Below are 23,672 nucleotides of genomic sequence, written 5' to 3'. Positions count from 1 at the left end.
CGTTTCTAAATTATTTTAAGCTTAAAATTTTCTTTTTATTTAAGGAGTTAAGGAGTTAAAGGAGCATAGAAGCCACGGCAACAGTCTGTCATATACCGGGGATGGAATCCCCGCAGACACTTGTCCTGACTTCTTCCACTTCTTAACTCCTTAACTACTTTATTTTTCCGAGAGTTTACTTAGCAAACCAAGCATGGATTGCAGTATCGTAGTGAGAGCTTACACCGAATGCACGCTCTGCAAACATCTTGCGGTCTTCGATATCTGTCTCAGCACCCTTCTTCTTCAGGATATCGAGCAAAACGCCGTATTCTGCCTTGCTAGGAACGATCACCACGTCCTTGAAGTTTTTGGCACCTGCACGGATCAAAGAGATACCGCCAATATCGATTTTCTCGATGATATCAGCATCGCTAGCGCCGCTAGCTACAGTCTGTTCGAAAGGATACAAGTCTACGATGACGAGATCGATAGAAGGGATTTCGTATTCCTTCATCTGCTCCTGGTCACCCTCGTTGTCACGGCGAGCCAAGATACCTCCAAATATTTTAGGATGAAGAGTCTTTACGCGACCACCCAAGATAGATGGATAGGTAGTGACCTCCTCAACTTTCTCGCATTCATAACCCAAAGATTCGATAAACTTCTGGGTACCACCAGTACTCAGGAACTTTACACCCTCTTCATTCAACTTGGCGAGCAATTCGTCCAAGCCATCCTTGTGGAAGACAGACACCAACGCTGTCTTGATTTTCTTTGTTTCAGCCATTGAACTTATAAATTATAATTTATGATGGTGCAAAGGTACGAAGATTATTTTGATTACACAACATTTCCCCCCATAAAATAGCATTATTTAAAGGATATTTAAAAGATAATTGAGAGAAATCAAGAAATAAGCAATCTGAGCGAATTCTAATTCTATCATTTCTTCGCGTACTGAACTTCGCCAGTAAGCCCCACACGCCCTGAAAGGAACCTGAGTCTTCAGGGCGTGCTGCTTCTGGAGCATTTGGGACTTCAGCCCGTACTCAAACCGCCTTCTTCTGTCATTCTGTCCGAAAATATCTCTTATTTCTATCTTTTATCTACCCAAAACAAGACAGATTGTCAGTAAACCACTGATTTTCAACGAATAGGCATAAGTTTCGCTAAAGGATGGGAGGAACGCACCGGGAGGTTTCCGAAGAGGAGATTCCGGCGCTCATCCAAATAACACAAATATGAATATATAATATAAGAAAGGAGATATTAATATGACATTCGACAAATTTACAATCAAGGCGCAGGAGGCGGTACAGGAAGCCGTAAACATTGCGCAGCGAAATGGTCAGCAAACCATCGAACCGGTGCATCTGCTTAGCGGTATCCTTGAAAAGGCTACCGATGTGACCAACTACATCTTCCAGAAGTTGGGCATGAACGGACAGCAAATCGCCATGCTCTTGCGTCAGGAGATGCAACATCTGCCTCGTGTGCAGGGCGGCGGTCAGCCGTACCTCAGCAACGAGACTAACCAAATACTGATGAATGCCGAGGATACCGCCAAGAAAATGGGCGACGAGTTCGTTAGCGTAGAACCTATCCTGTTGGCTATCGTACAGGGCAACTCTACTGCTGCACGTATTCTGAAGGATGCTGGTGCAAATGCCAAAGATATGCTCGCTGCCATTCAGGCACTGAGACAGGGACAGAACGTAAAATCACAAAGCGCTGATGATAACTATCAGAGCTTGGAGAAATATGCGAAAAACCTTGTAGAACAGGCAAGAAGTGGCAAGCTGGACCCAGTTATCGGACGTGATGAGGAAATCAGAAGAGTACTCCAGATTCTGTCACGAAGAACCAAGAACAACCCTATTCTGATAGGTGAGCCTGGTACAGGTAAGACCGCCATCGTAGAAGGTCTTGCCGAGCGTATCGTGCGTGGCGATGTACCGGAGAATCTGAAGAACAAGCAACTCTATTCTCTCGATATGGGTGCACTGGTAGCCGGTGCCAAATATAAGGGTGAGTTCGAGGAGCGTCTGAAGAGCGTCATCAAAGAGGTAACCAACGCCAACGGCCAGATTATCCTCTTCATCGATGAGATTCACACGCTGGTAGGTGCTGGCGGTGGCGAAGGTGCCATGGATGCAGCCAACATTCTGAAGCCAGCCCTGGCTCGTGGTGAACTGAGAGCCATCGGTGCTACTACCCTCAACGAGTATCAGAAGTACTTCGAGAAGGATAAGGCGCTGGAACGCCGTTTCCAGACCGTCATGGTCAATGAACCTGACGAGGTAGACGCCATCAGTATCCTCCGTGGTATCAAGGAGCGCTACGAGAACCATCATAAGGTACGTATTCAGGATGATGCCTGCATCGCAGCCGTCAAGTTATCAGAGAGATACATCTCTGACAGATTCCTCCCTGATAAGGCTATCGACCTGATGGATGAGGCAGCAGCCAAACTGAGAATGGAGCGTGACTCTGTACCAGAAGAACTGGATGAGATTACCCGCCACTTGAAGCAGTTGGAGATTGAACGTGAGGCCATCAAGCGCGAGAATGACCAGCCTAAGATTCAGCAGTTGGATAAGGAAATTGCAGAATTGAAGGATCAGGAGCATGACTTCCGTGCTAAATGGGAAGGCGAAAAAGCACTCGTCAACAAGATTCAGCAGGATAAGCAGGAGATAGAAAACCTGAAGTTTGAGGCTGAACGCATGGAGCGCGAAGGCAATTACGAACGCGTAGCTGAAATCCGCTATTCTAAACTGAAAGCGCTCGAGGATGACATCAAGAAGATTCAGGAGCAGCTGAAGAGTACACAGGGTGGCGCAGCGATGGTCAGAGAGGAAGTTACTGCTGATGATATCGCTGAGGTTGTAAGCCGCTGGACCGGAATACCAGTAAGCCGTATGATGCAGAGCGAGCGTGAGAAACTGCTCCATCTGGAGGAAGAACTCCACAAGAGAGTCATCGGACAGGATGAGGCTATCACCGCAGTAAGTGATGCCGTTCGCCGCAGCCGTGCCGGTTTGCAGGATCCTAAGCGTCCTATCGCCAGTTTCATCTTCCTCGGTACTACCGGTGTAGGTAAGACGGAACTTGCCAAGGCTTTAGCAGAATATCTCTTCAACGACGAGTCGATGATGACGAGAATTGATATGAGTGAGTATCAGGAAAAGTTCAGTGTCACCCGTTTGATTGGAGCGCCTCCGGGGTATGTAGGATACGATGAGGGTGGTCAGTTGACCGAGGCTGTACGCCGCAAACCATACAGCGTGGTTCTCTTCGATGAGATAGAGAAGGCTCACCCAGATGTCTTCAACACCCTGTTGCAGGTATTGGACGATGGCCGTCTGACAGACAACAAGGGGCGTGTAGTCAACTTCAAGAACACCATCATCATCATGACTTCCAACGCAAGTCGTGAGATGTTGCGTAAGACTTTCCGTCCTGAGTTCCTGAACCGTATTGATGATATCATTACCTTCAAGCCGTTGACCCAGGAGCAGATTGCCGAGGTTGTAGAACTTCAGATGAAGCGAGTAAAGAAGATGTTGGAGCCTCAGGGCTTTGAACTTCGCTGGACTCCTGCAGCTATCCAGAATCTGGCAAAGGTTGGATACGATCCTGAGTTTGGTGCCCGTCCTGTAAAGCGTGCTATCCAGGATTATGTATTAAACGACTTGAGTAAGAAGATTCTTGCAGAAGAGGTTAGTAGAGAGAAGCCAATTACCATCGATCATACAGATGCAGATGGATTGGTCTTCAAAAACCAATAATTCCAGCAGATAACCAATCCGCGGAAGAAACGGATTGAAACATAAAATAAAGAGGGTGACAGATTCAGATATCTGCCACCCTTTTTTATTTATTATACACTGTTTTTCCATCAACACACTCCACCTTGACCGCCAATCTGCCATCAGGTGATGTTACTTCATAATTGTTGGCTTGCGCACAAACCGCACCGAGCAACAAAATACCAGCAATACAATTTTTTGCTTCATTTTCATTTTATTGTTAGGTTGAAATTATTATCTGTCTATGACGCAACAGCAGTATAGCCGACGTTCCAGCTTCTGTTACTGTAGCGTACAACAAGAATCGCTCCTGAATGAGAAGAAAACAAAAAGCCCCGACATCACGTCGAGGCCTTTGAAGTTTTTGAATGTTTCAGCAGTTTGTGTTTTTTATGTAGTTATGATTTGTTCGTTTTTGAAAATCAATTTCTTTTTCTGGGTGCAAAATTAAGACAAATATTGATATAAATCAAATAAATCTCGATTTTTTATGCAAAAAACCACGTAAACGTTTACAATTTTTGCGCACCAAAAAGACCCTTTGTGAGCAGTTGTGGCTAAAATACAGCTGTGCATTTTGTGTCTTTTGAATATTTTCTGCCACATTAATAAAAAAGTTAAAATATTGATGCTATATTTTGTTTTCTCTGTATTTTACACTATCTTTGCACTATCTTTTCACATTATTATATATATAAAGAAATTAGATGAAAGAATTTGTAATATCAGAAGTCAAGGCGGAAACCGCTGTACTCGTGGGTCTGATTACCAAGACACAGGACGAAGCCAAGACAAAAGAATATCTCGACGAGCTGGAATTTCTTGCCGATACTGCGGGGGCTGTCACCGTAAAGCGATTCACGCAGAAGGTGGTTTCTCCTAACCAGACCACCTATGTGGGTAAGGGTAAACTCGAAGAAATCAAAGAATATATCAAAAACGAAGAAGAGGAAGATAGAGAAGTAGGTATGGTCATCTTTGATGATGAGCTTTCTGCCAAACAGATCCGTAACATCGAACAGGAACTGCAGGTGAAGATTCTGGACCGCACCTCACTCATCCTCGACATCTTCGCCATGCGTGCGCAAACCGCTGCGGCTAAAACCCAGGTAGAGTTGGCGCAATACCGCTATATGCTCCCTCGTCTGCAAAGACTCTGGACTCACCTGGAACGACAGGGTGGTGGTTCAGGATCTGGTGGCGGTAAGGGATCTGTTGGTCTGCGTGGACCGGGTGAGACCCAGCTCGAGATGGACCGCCGTATCATCCTCGGCAGAATGAGTCTCCTCAAAGAGCGACTGGCAGAAATCGACAAGCAGAAGACTACACAGCGAAAAAACAGAGGCAGAATGGTGCGCGTGGCACTGGTGGGCTATACCAACGTAGGTAAATCTACCATCATGAATCTGCTCAGCAAGAGCGAGGTGTTTGCAGAGAACAAACTCTTTGCTACCCTCGATACCACCGTTCGCAAGGTAGTGGTAGACAACCTGCCGTTCCTCCTTGCCGATACCGTAGGATTCATCCGCAAATTGCCAACCGACCTGGTCGACTCATTCAAGAGTACCCTTGACGAGACACGCGAGGCCGACCTTCTTCTGCACGTAGTAGACATCTCACATCCCGACTTCGAAGAGCAGATCCAGGTAGTAGAGAATACGCTCAAGGAACTGGATTGCGCCGATAAGCCATCGATGATTATCTTCAACAAGATAGACAACTACTCATGGGTAGAAAAAGAGGAAGACGACCTCACACCGATGGAGAAAGAGAACATCCCGCTGGAAGACCTGAAGAAGACCTGGATGGCAAAGCTCAATGAGGACTGCCTCTTCATCTCGGCAAAGAACAAGGAGAACATCGACGAATTCCGCGAGATACTCTACAAGAAAGTAAGAGAGTTGCACGTACAGAAGTATCCATACAACGACTTCCTGTACCAGGATTATGAGTAAGAACATAAATATCAATAACAAGTAAGTTATGAATGATTACAGACCTTTAACCACCGAGGAAATCGAGGTGCTTAAACATAACGACTGCTGGGCCGAAGACTGGACCTCAGTCAATGTATCAGAAGATTTCAAGCCCAACTTCATGCACCGCGTGATGCTCTATGGCGAAATAAACATCGGATCCTTCAACAAGAACGTGGAGGTGAGCCAGGGCTTCGTAAAGCATTCGGGCATCAACAATGCCACCTTGCGCAATGTAACCATAGGCGATGACTGTCTGATAGAAAACGTAGGCAATTTCATCAACAACTATACCATTGGCGATGATTGCTACATCTCAAACATCTCGACCATGGAAACCACCGAGGGAGCTACTTACGGCGAAGGAAATCTTGTGAGCGTACTCAACGAGGTGGGCGAAGGCAACGTAATCCTCTTCAGCGATCTGAACAGCCAGCTCGCAGCCTTCATGGTGAAACATTTCCCTGACAAGGAAATGAAGGAGAAAATCCGCCAGCTCATCAAGACCGACATCGACAACAAGATGCCGGATCGGGGCCAGATTGGCAATAATGTGAAGATCATCAATACCAAGGAGATTACCAACTGCGTAATCAATGATTACTGCGAAGTGAATGGTGCTTCCCGTCTGAGCGATTGTACACTATTAGGCTCAGCTCATGGCAACGTATATATCGGCACAGGCGTTATTACAGAAAACAGCATCATCGCTGAAGGCGCCAGCGTCATCAACAGCGTAAAGATACAAGATTGCTTCGTAGGCGAAGCCTGCCAGCTGTCTAACGGCTTTACCGCTTCAGCCTCCGTATTCTTCGCCAACTCCTATATGAGCAATGGCGAGGCTTGTGCAGCCTTCTGCGGTCCTTTCACCGCTTCTCATCATAAGAGCAGTCTGCTTATCGGAGGCATGTTCTCTTTCTATAACGCCGGTTCTGCCACCAACTTCAGCAACCATGCCTACAAGATGGGACCTATGCACTGGGGCATTCTGGAGCGCGGTTCCAAGACAGCCAGCGGTGCTTATCTCCTGATGCCAGCCACTCTGGGTTCCTTCTCAGTATGCTTCGGCAAGCTGATGCACCACCCTAACACCCGCAATCTGCCTTTCGCCTACCTCATTGCCGATGGCGACAAGATGTTCCTCATCCCGGGCAGAAACATCACTACCGTAGGTCTGTACCGCGATATCAAAAAATGGCCTAAGCGTGATCTCCGTGCTATGGAGAACCGCAAGAGCATCGTCAACTTCGACTGGCTTTCACCTTATTCTGTTGGCGAGATTCTGAAGGGTAAGAAGATTCTTGAAAACCTGCGCGAGGTAACGGGCGATAATGTTTCGCAGTATCTCTATCACGAATATATCATACCGGCTTCATCGCTCCACAAGGGCATCAAATATTATGATATCGCCCTCCGCATCTACATGGGTGCCGTATTGAAGCGTGTACTGAAGCGCGACCCAGCCATCACCCCTCCAGCCAGCCATGTCGGCGTGGGCGATTGGGATGATCTTTCGGGACTCCTACTCCCGGTTTCTGAAGAAGAAGGCATCGTTAGGGATGTGAAGGAAGGAACTATCGAGAATATAGAACAGTTGCTCGACCGGTTTGAAGAAATCAATGCCAACTATCGCGACTACCAGTGGGCATGGACCTACCAGATGATCTGCGATTACTACGGCATCAGTGACATCACACTCGAAGATGCCAACCGCATACACGAAGATTATATCAAGGCACGCCGCTCATGGATAGCAGAAATCCGAAAGGATGCTGAGAAAGAATTTGCCATGGGCGATGTGGAGGAAGAGGTTTTCCGCAACTTCGTCGACAGCCTCGACCAGGAAATAGAATACGAGAATTAATGAGACTTGAATATTTCAACAGTTTAAAATAACAAAAAACATTATGGCAAAAACTCCAGATTTTAAGTATGCTCCAATGTTCCAGATTGGAGAGGACAAGACAGAGTATCGCCTTATCTCTAAGGAAGGCGTAAGTACAGCAGAGTTCGAGGGTAAGACTATCCTCAAGGTTTCTAAGGAAGCTCTTACTTTGCTGGCACAGCAGGGTTTCCACGACGTAGAGTTCATGCTCCGTCGTGAGCACAACCTCCAGGTGGCTAAGATCCTCAGCGACCCAGAGGCTTCAGAGAACGACAAGTACGTAGCACTCCAGTTCCTCCGCAATGCAGAGACTGCCGTTAAGGGCATTCTCCCATTCTGCCAGGATACAGGTACTGCTATCATCCACGGTGAGAAGGGCCAGCGCGTATGGACCGACTTCGAGGACGAAGAGGCACTGAGCCTGGGTGTTTACAACACCTACACACAGGACAACCTCCGCTATTCTCAGAACGCTCCTCTCAACATGTATGATGAGGTGAACACCCGTTGCAACCTTCCTGCTCAGATTGATATCGAGGCTACAGAGGGCGACGAGTACCGCTTCGTGATGGTAGCTAAGGGTGGTGGCTCTGCCAACAAGACCTACTTCTACCCAATGACCAAGGCTACTATCCAGAACGAGGGCACACTGCTCCCATTCCTCGTAGAGAAGATGAAGAGTCTGGGTACAGCAGCATGTCCTCCTTACCACATCGCCTTCGTTATCGGTGGTACTTCAGCTGAGAAGAACCTCCTCACCGTGAAGTTGGCTTCTATCAAGTACTACGATGAGTTGCCTACAACAGGTGATGAGACGGGTCGTGCTTTCCGTGACATCGACTTGGAGAACAAGCTCCTCGAAGAGGCTCACAAGATTGGCTTGGGTGCACAGTTCGGCGGTAAGTATCTCGCTCACGATATCCGCGTGATCCGTTTGCCACGTCATGGTGCAAGCTGCCCTATCGGTATGGGTGTAAGCTGCTCTGCCGACCGTAACATCAAGGCTAAGATCAACAAGGATGGTATCTGGTTGGAGAAGATGGATGAGAACCCAACAGAGTTGATTCCTGAGGAGCTCCGTAACCCTGGTGAGGGTACCAAGGGTATCGAGATTGACCTCGACAAGGGTATCGACGCAGTTCGTGCTGAGTTGAGCAAGTATCCTGTAAGCACCCGTGTTAACTTGAAGGGTACCATCATCGTGGCTCGTGATATCGCTCACGCTAAGCTCAAGGCTCGTCTGGATGCAGGCGAGGAGATGCCAGAGTACTTCAAGAACCACCCTATCCTCTATGCAGGACCAGCCAAGACTCCAGAGGGTTATCCATGTGGCTCTATGGGACCTACCACAGCCAACCGTATGGACCCATACGTAGATGAGTTCCAGGATCATGGCGCTAGCCTTGTAATGATTGCCAAGGGTAACCGTGGCGATGTTGTTACAGAGGCTTGCAAGAAGCATGGTGGTTTCTACCTCGGTACTATCGGTGGTGTAGCTGCCGTTCTCTCTAAGAGTTCTATCAAGAGCATCGAGTGCGTAGAGTACCCAGAGCTCGGTATGGAGGCTATCTGGAAGATTACCGTAGAGGACTTCCCTGCATTCATCCTCGTAGATGATAAGGGCAACGACTTCTTCAAGCAGTTGAAGCCTTGGACTCCTTGCAAGGAATGCCAGAAGTAAATGATACAGAAATCATGATAATGAAAAAAGCTCAGGGCAGATAGCCCTGAGCTTTCTTTTTATACTTACATCGGATAACCTGTTCTGTTTCCCAAACAGGAACATCCGTTTAAAGCAGCAGTTTATATGTCTTGCTTTGCATACCGGTTTCTACCCGCAACAGATAAACGCCTTGTCTGATACCCTGTAAAGAGAGGCTGACTGTTTTTCCATCCGTAGCAGATGCCTGTCTGAGCAGGTTTCCTCCCGCATGATACAGTTTAATCTTTCTCACGTCCTTGCCCGAAACCAGGAGTTGATGTCCCTCGCGACAGATCTCGGTTTCAGTATCAGAGATGGTAGCATTTTCTATTCCTGTAGCTATATCCTGATAGAGAATAAGGATATCGCCCTTTCGCTTGAGATAATAAGAAGGTTCCTGCGGATTCTTCAGTTCCACTTTCTTTCCTCCTATCTCGCCCATCACCTTGAACAGATAAGTATGACCATCGGTCCAAGACAGATTACCCTTGCGCAGCCAGTAGCTATAAAGCGGCACGTCGAAAGCTGATGAGACGCTTACCTCATCGCTGATTCCATTTACCACTATTTCTTTCTTTGTATCTACATCTTCAGAGATGAGGGAAACAAGCCCCTCGTAACTGCGGTCTTCTGTCGTACGCAGCGAAACACCCATCTTGAAGAGAGATACCTTCGATACATCGACGCTTCCGCTTTCTATCTTCTCGTGCGAATCATCAGTCAGAAAGACTTCAGCTTTTGCCATCAGCGGTTTCTCCTCTCCTTTTACCACCTCTATATAGGCTGCATCCTGATCGTGGATACCGTTGACCGGACAATTCTGGGTTTCGGCTTCATCCGAAGTAATCTCCAGTTTTACCTGATAATATCCCGGAGCAAGCTGGGCAGGAACCGAAAGGAGAATCGGGATTTCGGTCTCACTGAAACCATCTATTTCGGTCAGCTGGTCCACACGTATACTCAACACAACCTCCTGGTTCTCATCCAGCAGTTTCACTCTCAGATAACAGTCGCGCGGCACACCATTGAGGTTCTTGATAGTGAAGAAGGCACGTACCTTGCTGCCCTGTTCAGCTTTGCCGTCAAGTCTTGGCTGCCCCATCAGTTGGAAGCGGGCATCTTCCGAACAGATTTCAGAGATGCGGCCGGCACCGTCTTTCAGTTCCACCCCGATAACAGGTGCCTTCTTCATCGGCAGGAAATCATCCCATGAACCATCATCCTTCCGGGCTGCACATATAGCGATGATACGGTAATAACCGTTTTCAAGACCGGCAAGACTGAGACTGATTTTCTGAGCCTGATTGATAAGATAATCAGTTCCCATCCATCCCTTCTGCTCTCCGCCATAAAGTCTTTCCGTAAAGCCTCCCTGCTGATGATCATCAGAATAAACCACCTGCTTGAGATTCCCTGCTTCATCATAAACGGCAACACCGATGTCACCCCTGAAAGGCTTGCCTCTGTTGACGAAGGAAGTCATCTCGACAGTTACCGGCTGTGAAGGGTCGAATAACTTTCCTGACGCCTCTTTCAGGCTGAGAGAACCACCCTCGTTGAACATCAGCTGCGGCGATGTTTCCAGCAATCCGCGCTCTATTTCGGGATATTTCCCGTTGTTGGGATGAGCTAATATGGCGGTAATGGCACGGTTAAAGGCAAGCGGTTTGCCCTGAAACTCACTTCCGGTCTGCGAAACATTGAGATTGGTGAGCGAATAATAGGCATCGCCCTGTCCCTCCCAGCCGAAGTTCATGTGGAAGAGGCCGTTTTCATCGAAACCATCAGTTACCCAGGCATGACCGGAAGCCGAACCGGCTGGTCTGCCTTCCAGATAAACCGGACATCCGTTGAGCAGTTCCTGTCTCAGGATTTCTGCAAACCTCCCCGGTCCTTCTACAGCTTTCGTAACGTAGGCTGCCGAATAATCGAAATGCTTCTGCAGCGCCTGATAGGCGAAGACTCCCTGGGTTCCACTTGCGCTGGGCGTATATTGCATGAAAGAAGCCACACCCACATCGTTCATCAGTAAGGCTACGGCATCTATCTGTGCAGGAGTAGCCTGAACCGGATAGCGGTAGTCTGGCAACATGTTGGCCCAGTCGTAATGCGACTGACTGAAATCCGCACTTTTCTTTGCCTGGTAGTAGGTTACCACATATTCGTTTTTTCCCTGTCCCTGAGCCGGCCACTGATGATAATACATCATCTGAGCCACAGCCGTAGCCACACAGCCGCTGTAATCATATCCCGTTTTAGCATTAAACGGATATGACTGTCCCCATTTGCTTTTCATCATCGGCGCTACGGTTTTAGAGTAAAGTCCGGTGCGTGTATGGCTTTGCACCTTCACCTTTCCTTCTTTCAGCACCTCGAAAGTCTGTCGGTATCCCGAAAGCAGCAGTTTTACGCAGGGATTGGCATTGAGCGTATCGAGACTGCCTTCTTTGCTGTATCCCAGCACTTCTCCCATCTGGTCATCACCAGATACGATAACGAATCCCTGTCCCCTCGCATCATTATATATATAATAAGGTGAACCGGTCTTGTTTTTCCTGCCCTTCTCCTTTGCTTTCATACCGGTATCTTGCGGCAGAGTGACATATCTCTTAGCTATCTCCGCCGCCTTCAGCCAATTGATTTCCTCGGCACGAACAGTTTGCGAACTGGCTATCAGCAGGGCTATGAATCCCACCAACAGGAACCCGTTTTTCAGTCCCTTCCATTTTCTTCTTTCTTCATTCTTTTTCATTTCTTCAGGTCTTTATGTTTGATATTGAGTTAATTACGCCACCTTCTGGAAATATCTGATTAGCTACACTTTGCCATCATCCAGAAAGTTTTCTGCAAATATACAACTTTTCTTTGAAAAATACAGAGATTTTTCCAAATATTCGTGTGTTTATAAAATAAAAGTTTCTTCCAATTTTCTTGCTTATTACGAATAAAAGTCTTAACTTTGCAGCAGACTTAGGAGAAAGCCGAATATCTCGGAACAAATAAGTGATAATATGGTATAGCGTATGAAACAGGTAGAAGAAAGATACATCAGTTTGCTGACCGATTTCGGTTTCAAGCGAATTTTTGGAACAGCAATGAACAAGGATTTGCTCATTTGCTTCCTCAACAGTTTGTTTAATGGCAAACAGGTTGTGAAGGACGTGTCGTATCTGAACCCAGAGCACGTGGGAGATGTCTATACCGACCGCAAAGCCATCTTCGATGTCTATTGTGAGGGCGAAAACGGCGAGAAGTTCATCGTTGAAATGCAGAATGCCTACCAGACATATTTCAAGGACCGCTCCCTTTTCTACTCTACTTTCCCGATTCGCGAGCAGGCACCCAAGGGGAGTGACTGGGATTTCAAACTCAATCATGTCTATACCGTAGCGCTGCTCAACTTTAACATGAACGAGGATGCCTTCGACAAGGAGAAAATCCGCCATCATGTACAGTTGTGCGATACCGCTACCCACAAGATTTTCTACGATAAGTTGGAATTTATCTATGTAGAGATAGCCAAGTTCAACAAGCCCCTGGAAGAACTGGATACGCTCTACGAGAAGTGGCTCTATGCCCTGAAGAATCTCTATAAGCTTACACAGCGCCCTAAAGAACTGTGCGACAAGGTCTTCGATCGCCTCTTTGAGGAAGCCGAAATAGCCAAGTTTACTCCGCAGGAAATGAGGGAGTATGAAGCCAGTAAAAAGGCATATCGAGACATCAAGAATTCCATTGATACGGCAAAGCAAGAAGGTCTTGCGGAGGGTATTGAAATAGGCATGGCGAAAGGCAAACATGAGGCCAACACTGAAACGGCACAACGTTTGCTGGCAATGGGACTTTCTGCCGAACGAGTTGCTAAGGCAACCCAGTTACCTTTGAATTTTGTCGAGAATTTGGGCAACTCATAAAACGAATGGCATATGAAACAGGAAATGAGGGAGTATGAAGCTAATAAAAAGGCATAACGCGATATGAGCCAGAATGCCCTGGATATAGCTAAGAAAAACGATGGAAACAGGTTATTTAGCTTTACTTATCTATATCCTATCATTATGAGTATAGGGAAAATCCTATGCTATATTAGGGTTTATTCTATCCATATATCACAAAAAACATTTAATTTTGCAGCAGAAAATGATAATAATATAAAATTATGGAAAAAACAAAGAGATGCCCTTATTGTGGCGAAGAAATTCTCGCAATTGCGAAGAAATGCAAACATTGTGGGGAATGGTTAGATGAAACTCATCCCTTAAAGGAAACAAAAAACGGTCCTGCCTGTGGAGAATCTATTGCTGCAGATGCAAAGGTATGTCCTATATGCAATGAACCTACATATGCTTTGGATGAAACAGAAACTCTTTCAGATACTTCTGATTCAAAAGGAACAACTGTAATTAATGACGGACACATTCTTTACTGTAAAACATGCAAGGAAAAGATCAGTTCAAGCGCTCAGACATGTCCTAATTGTGGGGATACTGATCCTTTTTATTTTGACGACATAACCAACAAACGCAAGAAAGTAGGTCTTGGATGTGCAACCATAGTTATTTTAGCCATTGTCATGACATTTATATTTAGAGCTTTTGGGTCTAAACATGGAATATTAACTTGGAGTTCTGCCGAATTTTGGATCTTTGTATTCGTTATATTGGGCATTTGGGGTTTACAAAAATACTTCTCATATGCCAATATGAAAGAACATAGAGATGAAATGGATAAGATTTTCAAATCGAAGAATGACTCCCAGGCTCTTGAAATATGGAAGAAGGAATTAGAAGAGAAAAATAATAATTAAACTCATTAAAAAATTATATGAAAAGAATTATTTTGTGTATATCTATGTTGTTCATGGTAATGGTATTTACTCATGCACAAGAGAAAGCTAACGTATTGGTTGAGAAGTTTACTGCAGAAGGCGGTTATACTGACAGTGATATACGAACTTTAAGGGAAAATGTTATTAGAGCATTAGTCAAGACTATGCGAGTTAACGTTTTAGATGCAGAAAACTGTAAAGCCACTGACAAGCAGTATACTTTACTTAAAGGTCATCTTCAAAAACCAGCCGTATCCAGCCAAACTGCAGAAGATAAAGGAGAAAGATTTACGCTGACAGAAGTAAACCTTAACTATGTTATTACTATGATTAAGCCGAATTCGCAGGAATCTTCAACTTCGTTTATGTTCACAACCAGAGGTAACAGCATGAGTGGCGAGGCTGATGCGATTGCTGATGCATGTAAGATGGTAAAGTTAAGCATGACCAAGATGATGGAAAAGGTGTTTCCTGTGGTTGGAAAGATTGTATTAATTGACAATGCTAAAGATGATAAAGCTCTGACCGTATATATTAATCTGGGAGCATCAAACGGAATTAAAAAGGGACAGAAGTTTGATGTTGCCATCATGAAAGACGTAGCTGGAGAGCAAGTAGCCAAAAATATTGGAACATTGACCGCAACAGAAGTTTCTGATACAAAAACTCTTTGTAAAGTCAATAGTGGCGAGGTTGACATTTTCTCATCTGTAAATTCCAGTGTAGATATGGTTGTCAAAACCCGTGAGAAAAAGGGACTTTTAAAAGGATTAGGCGATGTTATGGGAAATGTATATGGTGGTAGCGGATTCATTGCAGACTCTGGTATGCAAGTGGAAAAATCTACAGAGAATACAATTTCGGCTGCTTCAGTAACTGGTAATGTTGGAACAGCAGCATCAAGTCAAAAGACCGGTTCAACAAGTAAGTTCAGCTACTATGATTTTATTTCCGAACCTAATGGGCGTAAATACATCGAACCAATTCTTGATTGGTCTGCAAACAAAGCTACTATCACAGCTTATATGAAGGAAGCAGGCTATGTGAAGAGCGATGAAGACATGTTGGCTTTTGCCAGCGATGATGATAATGACCCTCATAGTCCATCCATCATGTATATGATAATGAATGGCCAGTACTTCAGTGCAACATCTATGCTTATGCAAGTTAAAAAAGAAAGCGTTTTAACATGGATGAAGCAGCATTACATCTATAAGGGGAAAAACAATGGAGGCCTTGCCGATTTGCATAATTTTATTTCTAAAGATAAAAAAACAAGTATTATGGTCAGTTTTATAAATCTGAATGAATCAGAGTATTCAACTGTTACCATAGCATACCAAAAAGAATTCTAATTAATTGAATTGAAGATTGTGCCGATAGGGTTTATCCTATTCGGCACTTTATTTTTATGAAAAGAAACAGAGTTTTTTGCAAGTTTCCTTGCGTAATAAAAATAACTTGTCTCTGCTTCTATAAAAATGTAAGAAATAGCCCCCAAAAACAGCATGATTATTTGGACAAACCAATATTTATTCTTATCTTTGCATCCTATTTTTCATAGTAAGTATTTTAACAGTAAAAACTCAAAATGATGAAGCAGAAAAAACATCGAAAGATTCCGGCACTGGCTGCTGGAACCACACTCGTGGCAGCGATGACCCTGATGGCATCCTGCTCCACCGATTATGAAGACCAGATCGTATACAACGACATTGAAAAACCGTTCCAGGAAGATTTCAAAAAGGATACGGTGGTTTTCGAAAAGTTGCCGGCAGAACAGGCTAAACACATCCTGAATCTATCTGACCCATCAACTGAAATCGTAGACAAACCGGATTACACCTTCCAGACTGACAACCTCATCAATGTTAGGAAATCTACTGAGGATGAATCGCTCGTCATCACCAGTTGGTCGGCAAAACCAGTCTCCAACGTAACACTCGAGATGTATATCCCGGAAGTGGATGAATACATTCCGGTGGCGTTCATTAAATCCATTCCCGCCTTCTCCCGCTTCTCCTTCAAGCCATCATTCGTTGGCAGACGGAATATCTGGAAAAAGAAAAACGGAAACTTCGTGAGTTTCACCTGCCCGTATCTCGACCTTAACAGGATGAAGACACGTCTCGTGAGCGATGATGAGCACTTCAAGATGCTCCAGAAGATTGATGCCAGATGGATCTGCAGTTTCTCCAACTACGGGTGGACTCCAGAGGTAGGAGAATCACACAATTTCCGTGAAATGAAACCTATCTACGCCCGCGAATGGGTGGTGATTGTCACCAACTATACCTATATGATGACCACTCCGGAATATAAGCATGTGATGGCAAACTTCAAGAAGGTGATGGGCGGCGATCTCTACGACAACAATAAAGTAACGTTCACAGCCGAGAAATACCAGAGCGAAATGGAAAGATTCAAGGCACCGAAAAACTTCGTGCTCGGACAGTCTAGTCCGGCATACGGTGGATTGGGCGGCGGCTACATCTGGACCGTTACCGACTGGAACTTCTATGGCCATTATGGTTCGTTCAGCGGATGGGAAGCAATTACCCACGAGCACATGCACTGCATGGACTATAGTCACGACAGCAATATGACGTATCCAGCCAAAACACCGGAAGGTGTCAACGTAGGATGGCCGGAATTTATCTGGCAGTTGCACATGTGGCTGAACCATAAGGGCGATCTCCCTTATACCGACCGCAATCTGCTGGGCTTCCACAAAGAGGAGAATGCTAAGTATCGCGACTGTGGCATCAATGATACCTTCAAGGATGATGCCAAACTGCAGAAGACCATAGAGGATTTTTACAAAAAGAGCAGATTGGTGAAATATTTCACAGAGAACCCAATTAAAGATCATGCAAAATAAAGGAGGAAACTATATGAGAAAAAATATGATCATGATAGGAGCAGGAATGATGCTGGCTTTAGCTTCCTGCGATAAGACAGAAATACGTGAGATAACGGAAGACAGAGTGGTACCGCAACCGGTAGATACCATCAAGGTGGCAGATCATTTCTATCTGGACGGACATCTTTCCCGCACAGCCGAAGATTTAGGTGGCAGACCGCTGGATGCAGCCAACCTCTTTCACGATGGCGAAGAGTTGTATGTGGCGAATTTTGCAGGCAAGTGTGTTGATGTCTTCGATGCCGAAACGTTGGAATTCAAGCGCAGCATGAGCAACGGAGACCGCACGCTGGCACGCGATGTTTATGCAGAAGGCGACCATCTCTTTGTGGCTGCCGGCGAAAATCAGGAGGTACAGATCTTCGACAGGAAAACGGGCAAATATCTCAGCCGCCTGGGCACAGGTTCCTGGCCAGCCAGCATGGTTTCGAAGGTGGGCTGTGTTTGCGCAACCCCTCGTCTTGTTTTCGTGCGCGACTCAAAGTATACCAACATCCGGGTCTTCGACCGCGAGGCGCTGAACCTGGAGGCAGCAAACAACAATAAGGTATTTGCCAAGCTCAGTACGGGTGGCGATTTCATTGGCAGCAAGGATGAGCCGCTGGGAGAATCCTACGATATGGAGGTGATTGGCGATTCGCTCTATGCCTTCATCCCTCGCACGGGAACCATCTATTCATGGAAAGTAGAAGACATCATCCAGCAAAAGGATTATGCCCCGCTCAAGGTTTCCCGTTCCCAGAACTTCAAGATCCGTTCCATTTCAAAGACCGGTGACAAGGATAAGTTCTTCGTATCAATGTTGAAGGACGGCAAGATACAGTTGGCAGAATACAGTCTCGCCGATTTCCAGGCAAGAAACTTTGCCAATCCGTTGCGCTGTTTCACCGCCGATGACCGCGTCCTCCTTCCTTCGCAGACCATCATAACCTACCAGAAGGAGAAACTGATACTCACCAATGGTGCAAAGTTAGACCGCTGGGATATCCGTAACAATCCGGCATACGAAATCAAGCCAAGACAGAAATAACCGTAGCGTTGTCTTATTTTTAAAATAAATTCCCCCATCCTGCCTTCGCTGGATGGGGGATTTCTGTTATTAATGATAATCGGCTTCTACACGGATAAAGACACCGGCTTTATTATAATAGAGTTCATAACCAGGGATATCGATTTCATATCCACCTAACTCTTTCTCTATCTTGTAAGGCTTCTGATTAGGATATCGCTTCGCTATATCTGCTGCAATGTTGGCTGGAATGATACCATCAGGCATCACAGAGAACTTGCAGTTAACCGAAGTCCACTCGCCTTTCTCATCAAACTCCAGTTGGGTTCCATCGCTGAGCAATACATCATACTCCCACCGGCCGTTGTCCTTTTCCTTCTCCGCATGGCTCACGGCAACCTCGGCAAAATGCTTCTTTACAAACTGCTGTGCATGCATCGGCAAATCATCAAAACTGATTATTCTTTCCTCACTGCTGTGGCAAGATACTGATATCATAGCCAATACCATCGACAAAAATGCCGTCAAAAACTTTCTTTTCATGTTGTCTAATTTTAAAAATTATTGAATCAATTACCTGTTTATTCTGTCAATTATTATTTGCGCATTACCACCTTCTTTCCATTCCGGATATAGATGCCCGGCTGGGTAACTTTGGTAAGTTTGCGGCCATCCAATCCGTATACTGCATCAGAAGATGAAGAAGCGGCTGCACTGCCCGTGCCCTGCGATAGAGCCGGCTTCGTGATGCCTGTAGTAGGCGCCTTGCGGTAGAGCGTAATGCGGCGGCGCAACGTATTGGCATTCCAGCGGTCCAGCCACATGCCGTCACGCTCTATATCTACATGTATCTCGTAGGTGCCCTCTGCCAACTCAGAAAGATTCACGGTATGGCGGGTAGAACCCGTAAGATCCGTATCATTGTTGCGCGGAATGCTCACTCTGCTGATGCTGCTCGTATACGCAGTCTCGCCCGTAGCCACATTGACCAGACGGTAGCGCATGCGGGTCTGCAGGCTGCCCTGCGTCAGATACTTCATATAGCCCGACATACCCAGCACCAGCTGCGGCTTCTGATCCAGGTCGAAGTAATGGGAAGGCACATAACTGCCCGTTTCATCCAGGAGTTTCACTGATGTAACGGTCACCCTGCCTTCGTAGTTGTTAGGATATACCTCGAGCAGGAAATCTTCCGGCACCGGAATCTCGTAGACGCCAGGATTCTTCGTCTCGATATTGTGGTTGAAGCGGAGCTTCATGCGATACTTGCCTGCCTTGAGCTCATGAGAGCCGGTAGAGCCCGAATAGGATGTCATGAACCTCACGAGCCACTGGGTAGTATCCATGCGCTGCGCCACCATGTGGACGAGATAGGCATTCGGTACCTGATAGGTTTCACCCGCCAGATTTCCCGTGCCCTCCAGTTCCACCTGTAACTCGCCGCGAGCCTGATAGCGGCTCAGGTTAGATACATTCAGCAGAATGCCTGCCAACTGGCTGCTGTACTGATAGGCTGGCTCCAGCACCTCTGGCTTTCCCGCAAGCAACAGGTGAGGCTTGTTGTCTGCCTGTACCAGCGTAACCTCGCCACGGTTTACAATCATCGGCACGGAATTGCCATTCACCATCTGCCTCCAGTCTTCCCAAACGCCCTTGTCAGCATCCAGGAGTCGGCGGCCCAAAGGTCGCAGAGTATAGGTGCCGTCTGCCAGACCGTCTATCTCATTCAGGTCCATCTTCCACCAGTCATATTCGAAATTGTAGCTGGTATAATAGGTAGCCCAAGTCAAGACACCCGACTGCCCGAAGACATGCATACACTTTCCGTCCTGCGTAAAGAGTCCGATGCCTATCTGTCCGGTATAGGCGCCTCCGGCATTCTGAGCCAGATTGCGGGCTCCCACACCTTTGATCTGCGCCGGAATAAGCGACTTCACCGTCATTCCTTCACTCGCCTGGAACTGCAGTCCCTGGTCATTGTTCACCGACAGCACCACCGGTTTAGGTTGCAGCGGTTCTATCATTCCGTCGTTCGGATGCACGAAGAGCGCTATCTGATGTTCGTAGTAACAGCCGTCGCTGCCGTAACCTCCGCCCGCCGTCGCTGCCGTATTGATGTCGAAATAGCCATTGTCCAGACCAGCCCATCCCCAGTTTACATGCACCAGTCCGTTCTCATCGTAGCCATCATATAAAAAGGCATGGTCGCCGCCCGTCATGAAGACCGGACAGCCGAGAGACAGTTCCTGGTAGATAGCCTGCAGAAACTCGCCGCCCGGCAGTCTGTCCTTCTCCAGCTGGCGCACATTGCAGTTGTAATCGTGCTCGAGGGAACTCCATAACTTTGCCTCATCACAGAGGGTTCCGTGCACACCGTAGGTAGCCTGAGCCAGTTTTCCCAAGTCGCGCATCAGCACGCCCACTGCCTGCGCCTGTGCTTCACTGTACCCTCCTCCGCTGTAGGAATCGAGCATGTTGTCCCAGTCATAATAATCGTATGCCATGGCACCCTTACCCCGGTTTACCCCCTCGGGTCTCATCTTAGGCCAGCGGTGGGCATAGAGCACCTGTGCCATCGCCGTGATGGTACAGCCCGTATAGGTAGGCTTGCCGCTGGTGCTGCTGCGCGGGGTATAGTAGTTATAAGGATAATCCTGGCTCCACTCCGCACTGACGAGCGGTTTTACCGATGCCTTCGGCGGTTTGGCATAAACCGGCGTCACGCTGATGCTGTCTACCTTCACCTGCTCCACCACCCGTGCATATCGCTCCAGGAGTTTTTTCATCGGAGCCGACATATTTTCAGCATCCAGTCTTCCCCTGTCGCTATATCCCAGTACCCCGCCTACCCGGTCATCACCCGCCACGATAACGAAGCCTTCACCATCCTGGTTGTTGAAGAGGTGAAGCGATGGTTCTGAAGTACGGGGTCCGCGGCTTTGCACCACCGACGGCCCCACACTCACAGGATTTCCGATAAACTTTCTTGCCATTGTCTGCGCCTTGTTCACGTCTACCGGTCCGGCATAGACATTCATAGCACATATCGCCGATACGGCTATGGCGTAAAATTTCTTATCCATCATATCTCAGGTCAAAAAGAATTATCTGATTACCGTTTTCTTGCCGTTCACGATATAGATGCCCGGCTTCGGCTTGCCGTTCACCTTGCGTCCCTGCATGTCGTAGATGCCCTCCGTTTTTTTCTGCTCCTGAACAAGGTTAGGACGTATACCTGTAGTGCCATGATTGCGCACACTGCAGCGGGCAGCATTTTCTATCTTCCCGGTCTTGGTGTTGAAGAGCACCGCTGCTATCTCTATCTTGCTGCGGTCGCGGATCACGCTGTATTTGTTTACACCCTCAAAAGTGGTGGAGTGCGTCTTTACCTCGTCTGCCCGGAAGTCGGTCATCTTCGAGTCCTCCAGTCCGTTGTCCATACCCTGCGATTCTATCGCTACATGGTTATACACCATGCCCTTAACCTGCGACCAGCCCTCTACATAGTTGGCAGCATCGGCATAGAACTTCATCTCTTCGGGTGCATCCTTATAACTGTCGCTGGAATACTCGGCATAATTCGACTCCTGTCGCCATTTGTCGTCGCTCAGTCCGCTGGCAGTCATCACATAGCCTATGGCAAACGTTTCGCCCTCATCAGGCAACATGCATGGTTCCACCTGGGTTTTCACACGTATGTTATTACCGTTCTCATCCCATTCTGCGTCCACCTCCATGTTCATGTAGGTAACCTTGCTCTTTTCTATCTTGAAAGCATCGGTAATGTCAAAACCGGCAGCCTTGTTATCACGTGCCACCCATACGGCAGGAACCGTTACGGCATAGCGGTCTATCAAGCCTTCATATACCCAACGGGATACAACCTTGCTGATATCATCAGTTTTATGAACAGAAACAGCCACTACGTCGTCGGGATACATACGCGCTATGGCATCGGTAGCCACCAGTCCGATAGGACAGTGCCAGCACCACATTCCCGCATAATCTTCTACCAGTACCCGCTTGTGCGGCATCTTGTTGACCGTGCAGCAGGTAAGATAGGCATATCCCGCCGAAGCCTCGTTATACTGTCCGTTCACCTGTGTGATATTGAAGAGCAACTCTTCCTTTCCCAGTTTCTGGCCCGGTTTGATAGGAATTTTTACCTCTCGCGTTTCTCCATCCTTGAGCGGCTGGTCTAAGTGCAACACGAAAGGTCCCTCGCTCACCTGCTTATCTGTATAATAAAAGGTATAGCTGATGCTGGTCACCTCGGTATCACCCCAGTTGGTCAGTTTTAGCGGCACCGCCGTTTCCTTATCCCCCATTTTCAGGAATACGTTGCCCGGCGTCATAGGCGCCACCGAATTCTTTGCCCAGCAGCCAATTCTTTCCGCTATTTTCTGCGCCTGTTGCCAGGATCGTGGCCCGGCAGAAAGATGATGTGGCAATACGAATAAGATTAGCAGCGACACTGCTGTTAAAATGGTTCTTTTCATCTTATTTTTCTCGTTAAATAATTACTAATTTTGAGTTTCTGTTTTATTCTGTCATCTCATGGATCACTACGAGTCACGCCGACCCGTCTTTTCGGTTACAAATATACTATAATTTTTCCAAGACAGGACACGCTTAAACTTTTATTAACAGATATTCGTTATTTTTTCTTTAAAACCGACCGTTCGCATGTAGTACTGTATAATCTTCAAGGCAAAAACATAAAGCGTATGAAACAGGTAGAAGAAAGATACATCAGCTTGCTGACCGATTTCGGCTTCGACCGCCTCTTCGAGGAAGCCGAGATAGCCAAGTTTACTCCTCAGGAAATGAGGGAGTACGAGACCAGCAAGATGGCATATCGCGACATCAAGAATTCCGTAGACACAGCTAAGCGTGAAGGTATAGCTGAAGGTATGGAAAAGGGTATGAAGGAGGGAATGGAATTAGGTATGGCGAAAGGTAAGCAAGAAGGTCTTGCGGAAGGTATGGAAAAAGGTATGAACCAGCGAAGCCTTGATATTGCCAGAAATATGCTTGCTGATGGCGTTGACCTCAATCTGATTATGAAGTATTCCGGTCTTACCCAGGAACAGATAGAAAAATTGAAATAAGATATTATCTTAGAGGTAACAGATAAGAAATTCCCCAGCCTACTTTCGCAAGCAGGCTGGGGGCTTATACTTTCCGGGGATTTTGCCTTGCAGCAGATTCCGGGAAAGTATTTATAATGCTATAAAAACAGCACTCCGCTTCACTGCGTCGGGCTGACGATTCATAAATAAAAGTAAAAGTTTGAGGGGGCTCTCGCCCGCTGAAACAATTTCGACCTGTATGGTTGAAAAGTTTTATGGTTACATTCAAGCACATGAAGAAGAATACCCAAGTGGTTCAGTCAGCTAACTCAAGTGGTTCAGTCAAGAAACTCAAGTGGTTCAGTCAAGAAACTCAAGTAGTTCAGTCAGCGAGTTCAGACGTCTCTGTTGGCTGATGCAGACGTCTCGATAAGCTTACAGATACGTCTCCGTTAGCCTACGCAGTCATATTTGTAACCCTAC

Annotated in this window: 15 protein-coding genes; 10 read left to right on the top strand and 5 right to left on the bottom strand. The window is 46.7% G+C overall.

Annotated features, from left to right (window positions below; all coding sequences use genetic code 11):
- Positions 1 to 175: 175 nt before the first annotated feature.
- The gene (locus NNC77_RS04120) at positions 176 to 769 is read right to left on the bottom strand and encodes a phosphoribosylaminoimidazolecarboxamide formyltransferase/IMP cyclohydrolase (protein ID WP_006847876.1); all 594 of its coding nucleotides are present in this window, start codon (positions 767 to 769) and stop codon (positions 176 to 178) included.
- Positions 770 to 1,256: 487 nt separating this feature from the next.
- Between NNC77_RS04120 and clpB the strand changes: the two genes are divergently transcribed.
- The 4 genes from clpB (at position 1,257) to NNC77_RS04100 (ending at position 9,336) form a co-directional block, all read left to right on the top strand.
- A complete protein-coding gene (gene clpB / locus NNC77_RS04115) occupies positions 1,257 to 3,773 on the top strand; it encodes an ATP-dependent chaperone ClpB (RefSeq protein WP_254970163.1) in 2,517 nt (838 codons plus the stop codon).
- A 728-nt stretch (positions 3,774 to 4,501) separates the two neighbouring features.
- Positions 4,502 to 5,749, top strand: a complete 1,248-nt coding sequence (gene hflX / locus NNC77_RS04110) for a GTPase HflX (RefSeq protein ID WP_022120421.1) — start codon at positions 4,502 to 4,504, stop codon at positions 5,747 to 5,749.
- A gap of 28 nt (positions 5,750 to 5,777) precedes the next feature.
- Entirely contained in the window at positions 5,778 to 7,634 is a 1,857-nt protein-coding gene (locus NNC77_RS04105; RefSeq protein WP_254970164.1) for a DUF4954 family protein, read from the top strand.
- Positions 7,635 to 7,677: 43 nt separating this feature from the next.
- Positions 7,678 to 9,336, top strand: coding sequence for a FumA C-terminus/TtdB family hydratase beta subunit (locus tag NNC77_RS04100; protein WP_153139232.1), 1,659 nt, complete (start codon positions 7,678 to 7,680; stop codon positions 9,334 to 9,336).
- Positions 9,337 to 9,445: 109 nt separating this feature from the next.
- On the opposite strand, the gene NNC77_RS04095 is transcribed toward NNC77_RS04100, so the two are convergent.
- A complete protein-coding gene (locus NNC77_RS04095; RefSeq protein ID WP_254970165.1) occupies positions 9,446 to 12,109 on the bottom strand; it encodes a thiol protease/hemagglutinin PrtT in 2,664 nt (887 codons plus the stop codon).
- Between the two features lie 271 nt (positions 12,110 to 12,380).
- Here NNC77_RS04095 and NNC77_RS04090 point away from each other — a divergent pair, with 271 nt between their 5' ends.
- The 5 genes from NNC77_RS04090 to NNC77_RS04070 all read left to right on the top strand — a co-directional run bounded on the left by NNC77_RS04090 (position 12,381) and on the right by NNC77_RS04070 (position 18,138).
- Positions 12,381 to 13,271: an Rpn family recombination-promoting nuclease/putative transposase gene (locus NNC77_RS04090; protein ID WP_117694032.1), complete on the top strand. Its 891-nt coding sequence runs from the start codon at positions 12,381 to 12,383 to the stop codon at positions 13,269 to 13,271.
- A gap of 245 nt (positions 13,272 to 13,516) precedes the next feature.
- Positions 13,517 to 14,164, top strand: coding sequence for a zinc ribbon domain-containing protein (locus NNC77_RS04085; RefSeq protein ID WP_233339638.1), 648 nt, complete (start codon positions 13,517 to 13,519; stop codon positions 14,162 to 14,164).
- Positions 14,165 to 14,181: 17 nt separating this feature from the next.
- Entirely contained in the window at positions 14,182 to 15,540 is a 1,359-nt protein-coding gene (locus NNC77_RS04080) for a hypothetical protein (RefSeq protein WP_147329675.1), read from the top strand.
- 236 nt (positions 15,541 to 15,776) lie between these two features.
- Entirely contained in the window at positions 15,777 to 17,066 is a 1,290-nt protein-coding gene (locus NNC77_RS04075; RefSeq protein WP_254970166.1) for a hypothetical protein, read from the top strand.
- Between the two features lie 13 nt (positions 17,067 to 17,079).
- Positions 17,080 to 18,138, top strand: coding sequence for a YncE family protein (locus NNC77_RS04070; protein ID WP_254970167.1), 1,059 nt, complete (start codon positions 17,080 to 17,082; stop codon positions 18,136 to 18,138).
- A 69-nt stretch (positions 18,139 to 18,207) separates the two neighbouring features.
- Here NNC77_RS04070 and NNC77_RS04065 read toward each other — a convergent pair whose 3' ends face one another.
- From NNC77_RS04065 to NNC77_RS04055, 3 genes are read right to left on the bottom strand one after another with little or no spacing between them, the layout of a single operon-like run.
- A complete protein-coding gene (locus NNC77_RS04065; protein WP_254970168.1) occupies positions 18,208 to 18,660 on the bottom strand; it encodes a PepSY-like domain-containing protein in 453 nt (150 codons plus the stop codon).
- 53 nt (positions 18,661 to 18,713) lie between these two features.
- On the bottom strand, positions 18,714 to 21,203 hold the full coding sequence (locus NNC77_RS04060; RefSeq protein WP_254970169.1) for a C10 family peptidase: 2,490 nt from the start codon (positions 21,201 to 21,203) through the stop codon (positions 18,714 to 18,716).
- A gap of 18 nt (positions 21,204 to 21,221) precedes the next feature.
- Entirely contained in the window at positions 21,222 to 22,616 is a 1,395-nt protein-coding gene (locus NNC77_RS04055; protein ID WP_254970170.1) for a hypothetical protein, read from the bottom strand.
- Positions 22,617 to 22,844: 228 nt separating this feature from the next.
- Here NNC77_RS04055 and NNC77_RS04050 point away from each other — a divergent pair, with 228 nt between their 5' ends.
- The gene (locus NNC77_RS04050; protein ID WP_234564652.1) at positions 22,845 to 23,228 is read left to right on the top strand and encodes a hypothetical protein; all 384 of its coding nucleotides are present in this window, start codon (positions 22,845 to 22,847) and stop codon (positions 23,226 to 23,228) included.
- The last annotated feature ends 444 nt before the right edge of the window (positions 23,229 to 23,672 follow it).

The organism is Segatella copri (assembly GCF_024330485.1).
In the GTDB taxonomy this organism is placed as follows: Bacteria; Bacteroidota; Bacteroidia; order Bacteroidales; family Bacteroidaceae; genus Prevotella; species Prevotella copri_L.
The sequence above is the reverse complement of the archived record's forward strand: the minus strand, read 5'-3'. Positions and strand labels throughout refer to the sequence as shown.

Excerpts from the sequence above, each read along its gene's own strand:
- NNC77_RS04120 (WP_006847876.1), bottom strand. The coding sequence starts at position 769 with ATGGCTGAAACAAAGAAAATCAAGACAGCGTTGGTGTCTGTCTTCCAC.
- clpB (WP_254970163.1), top strand. The coding sequence starts at position 1,257 with ATGACATTCGACAAATTTACAATCAAGGCGCAGGAGGCGGTACAGGAA.
- hflX (WP_022120421.1), top strand. The coding sequence starts at position 4,502 with ATGAAAGAATTTGTAATATCAGAAGTCAAGGCGGAAACCGCTGTACTC.
- NNC77_RS04105 (WP_254970164.1), top strand. The coding sequence starts at position 5,778 with ATGAATGATTACAGACCTTTAACCACCGAGGAAATCGAGGTGCTTAAA.
- NNC77_RS04100 (WP_153139232.1), top strand. The coding sequence starts at position 7,678 with ATGGCAAAAACTCCAGATTTTAAGTATGCTCCAATGTTCCAGATTGGA.
- NNC77_RS04095 (WP_254970165.1), bottom strand. The coding sequence starts at position 12,109 with ATGAAAAAGAATGAAGAAAGAAGAAAATGGAAGGGACTGAAAAACGGG.
- NNC77_RS04090 (WP_117694032.1), top strand. The coding sequence starts at position 12,381 with ATGAAACAGGTAGAAGAAAGATACATCAGTTTGCTGACCGATTTCGGT.
- NNC77_RS04085 (WP_233339638.1), top strand. The coding sequence starts at position 13,517 with ATGGAAAAAACAAAGAGATGCCCTTATTGTGGCGAAGAAATTCTCGCA.
- NNC77_RS04080 (WP_147329675.1), top strand. The coding sequence starts at position 14,182 with ATGAAAAGAATTATTTTGTGTATATCTATGTTGTTCATGGTAATGGTA.
- NNC77_RS04075 (WP_254970166.1), top strand. The coding sequence starts at position 15,777 with ATGATGAAGCAGAAAAAACATCGAAAGATTCCGGCACTGGCTGCTGGA.
- NNC77_RS04070 (WP_254970167.1), top strand. The coding sequence starts at position 17,080 with ATGAGAAAAAATATGATCATGATAGGAGCAGGAATGATGCTGGCTTTA.
- NNC77_RS04065 (WP_254970168.1), bottom strand. The coding sequence starts at position 18,660 with ATGAAAAGAAAGTTTTTGACGGCATTTTTGTCGATGGTATTGGCTATG.
- NNC77_RS04060 (WP_254970169.1), bottom strand. The coding sequence starts at position 21,203 with ATGATGGATAAGAAATTTTACGCCATAGCCGTATCGGCGATATGTGCT.
- NNC77_RS04055 (WP_254970170.1), bottom strand. The coding sequence starts at position 22,616 with ATGAAAAGAACCATTTTAACAGCAGTGTCGCTGCTAATCTTATTCGTA.
- NNC77_RS04050 (WP_234564652.1), top strand. The coding sequence starts at position 22,845 with ATGAAACAGGTAGAAGAAAGATACATCAGCTTGCTGACCGATTTCGGC.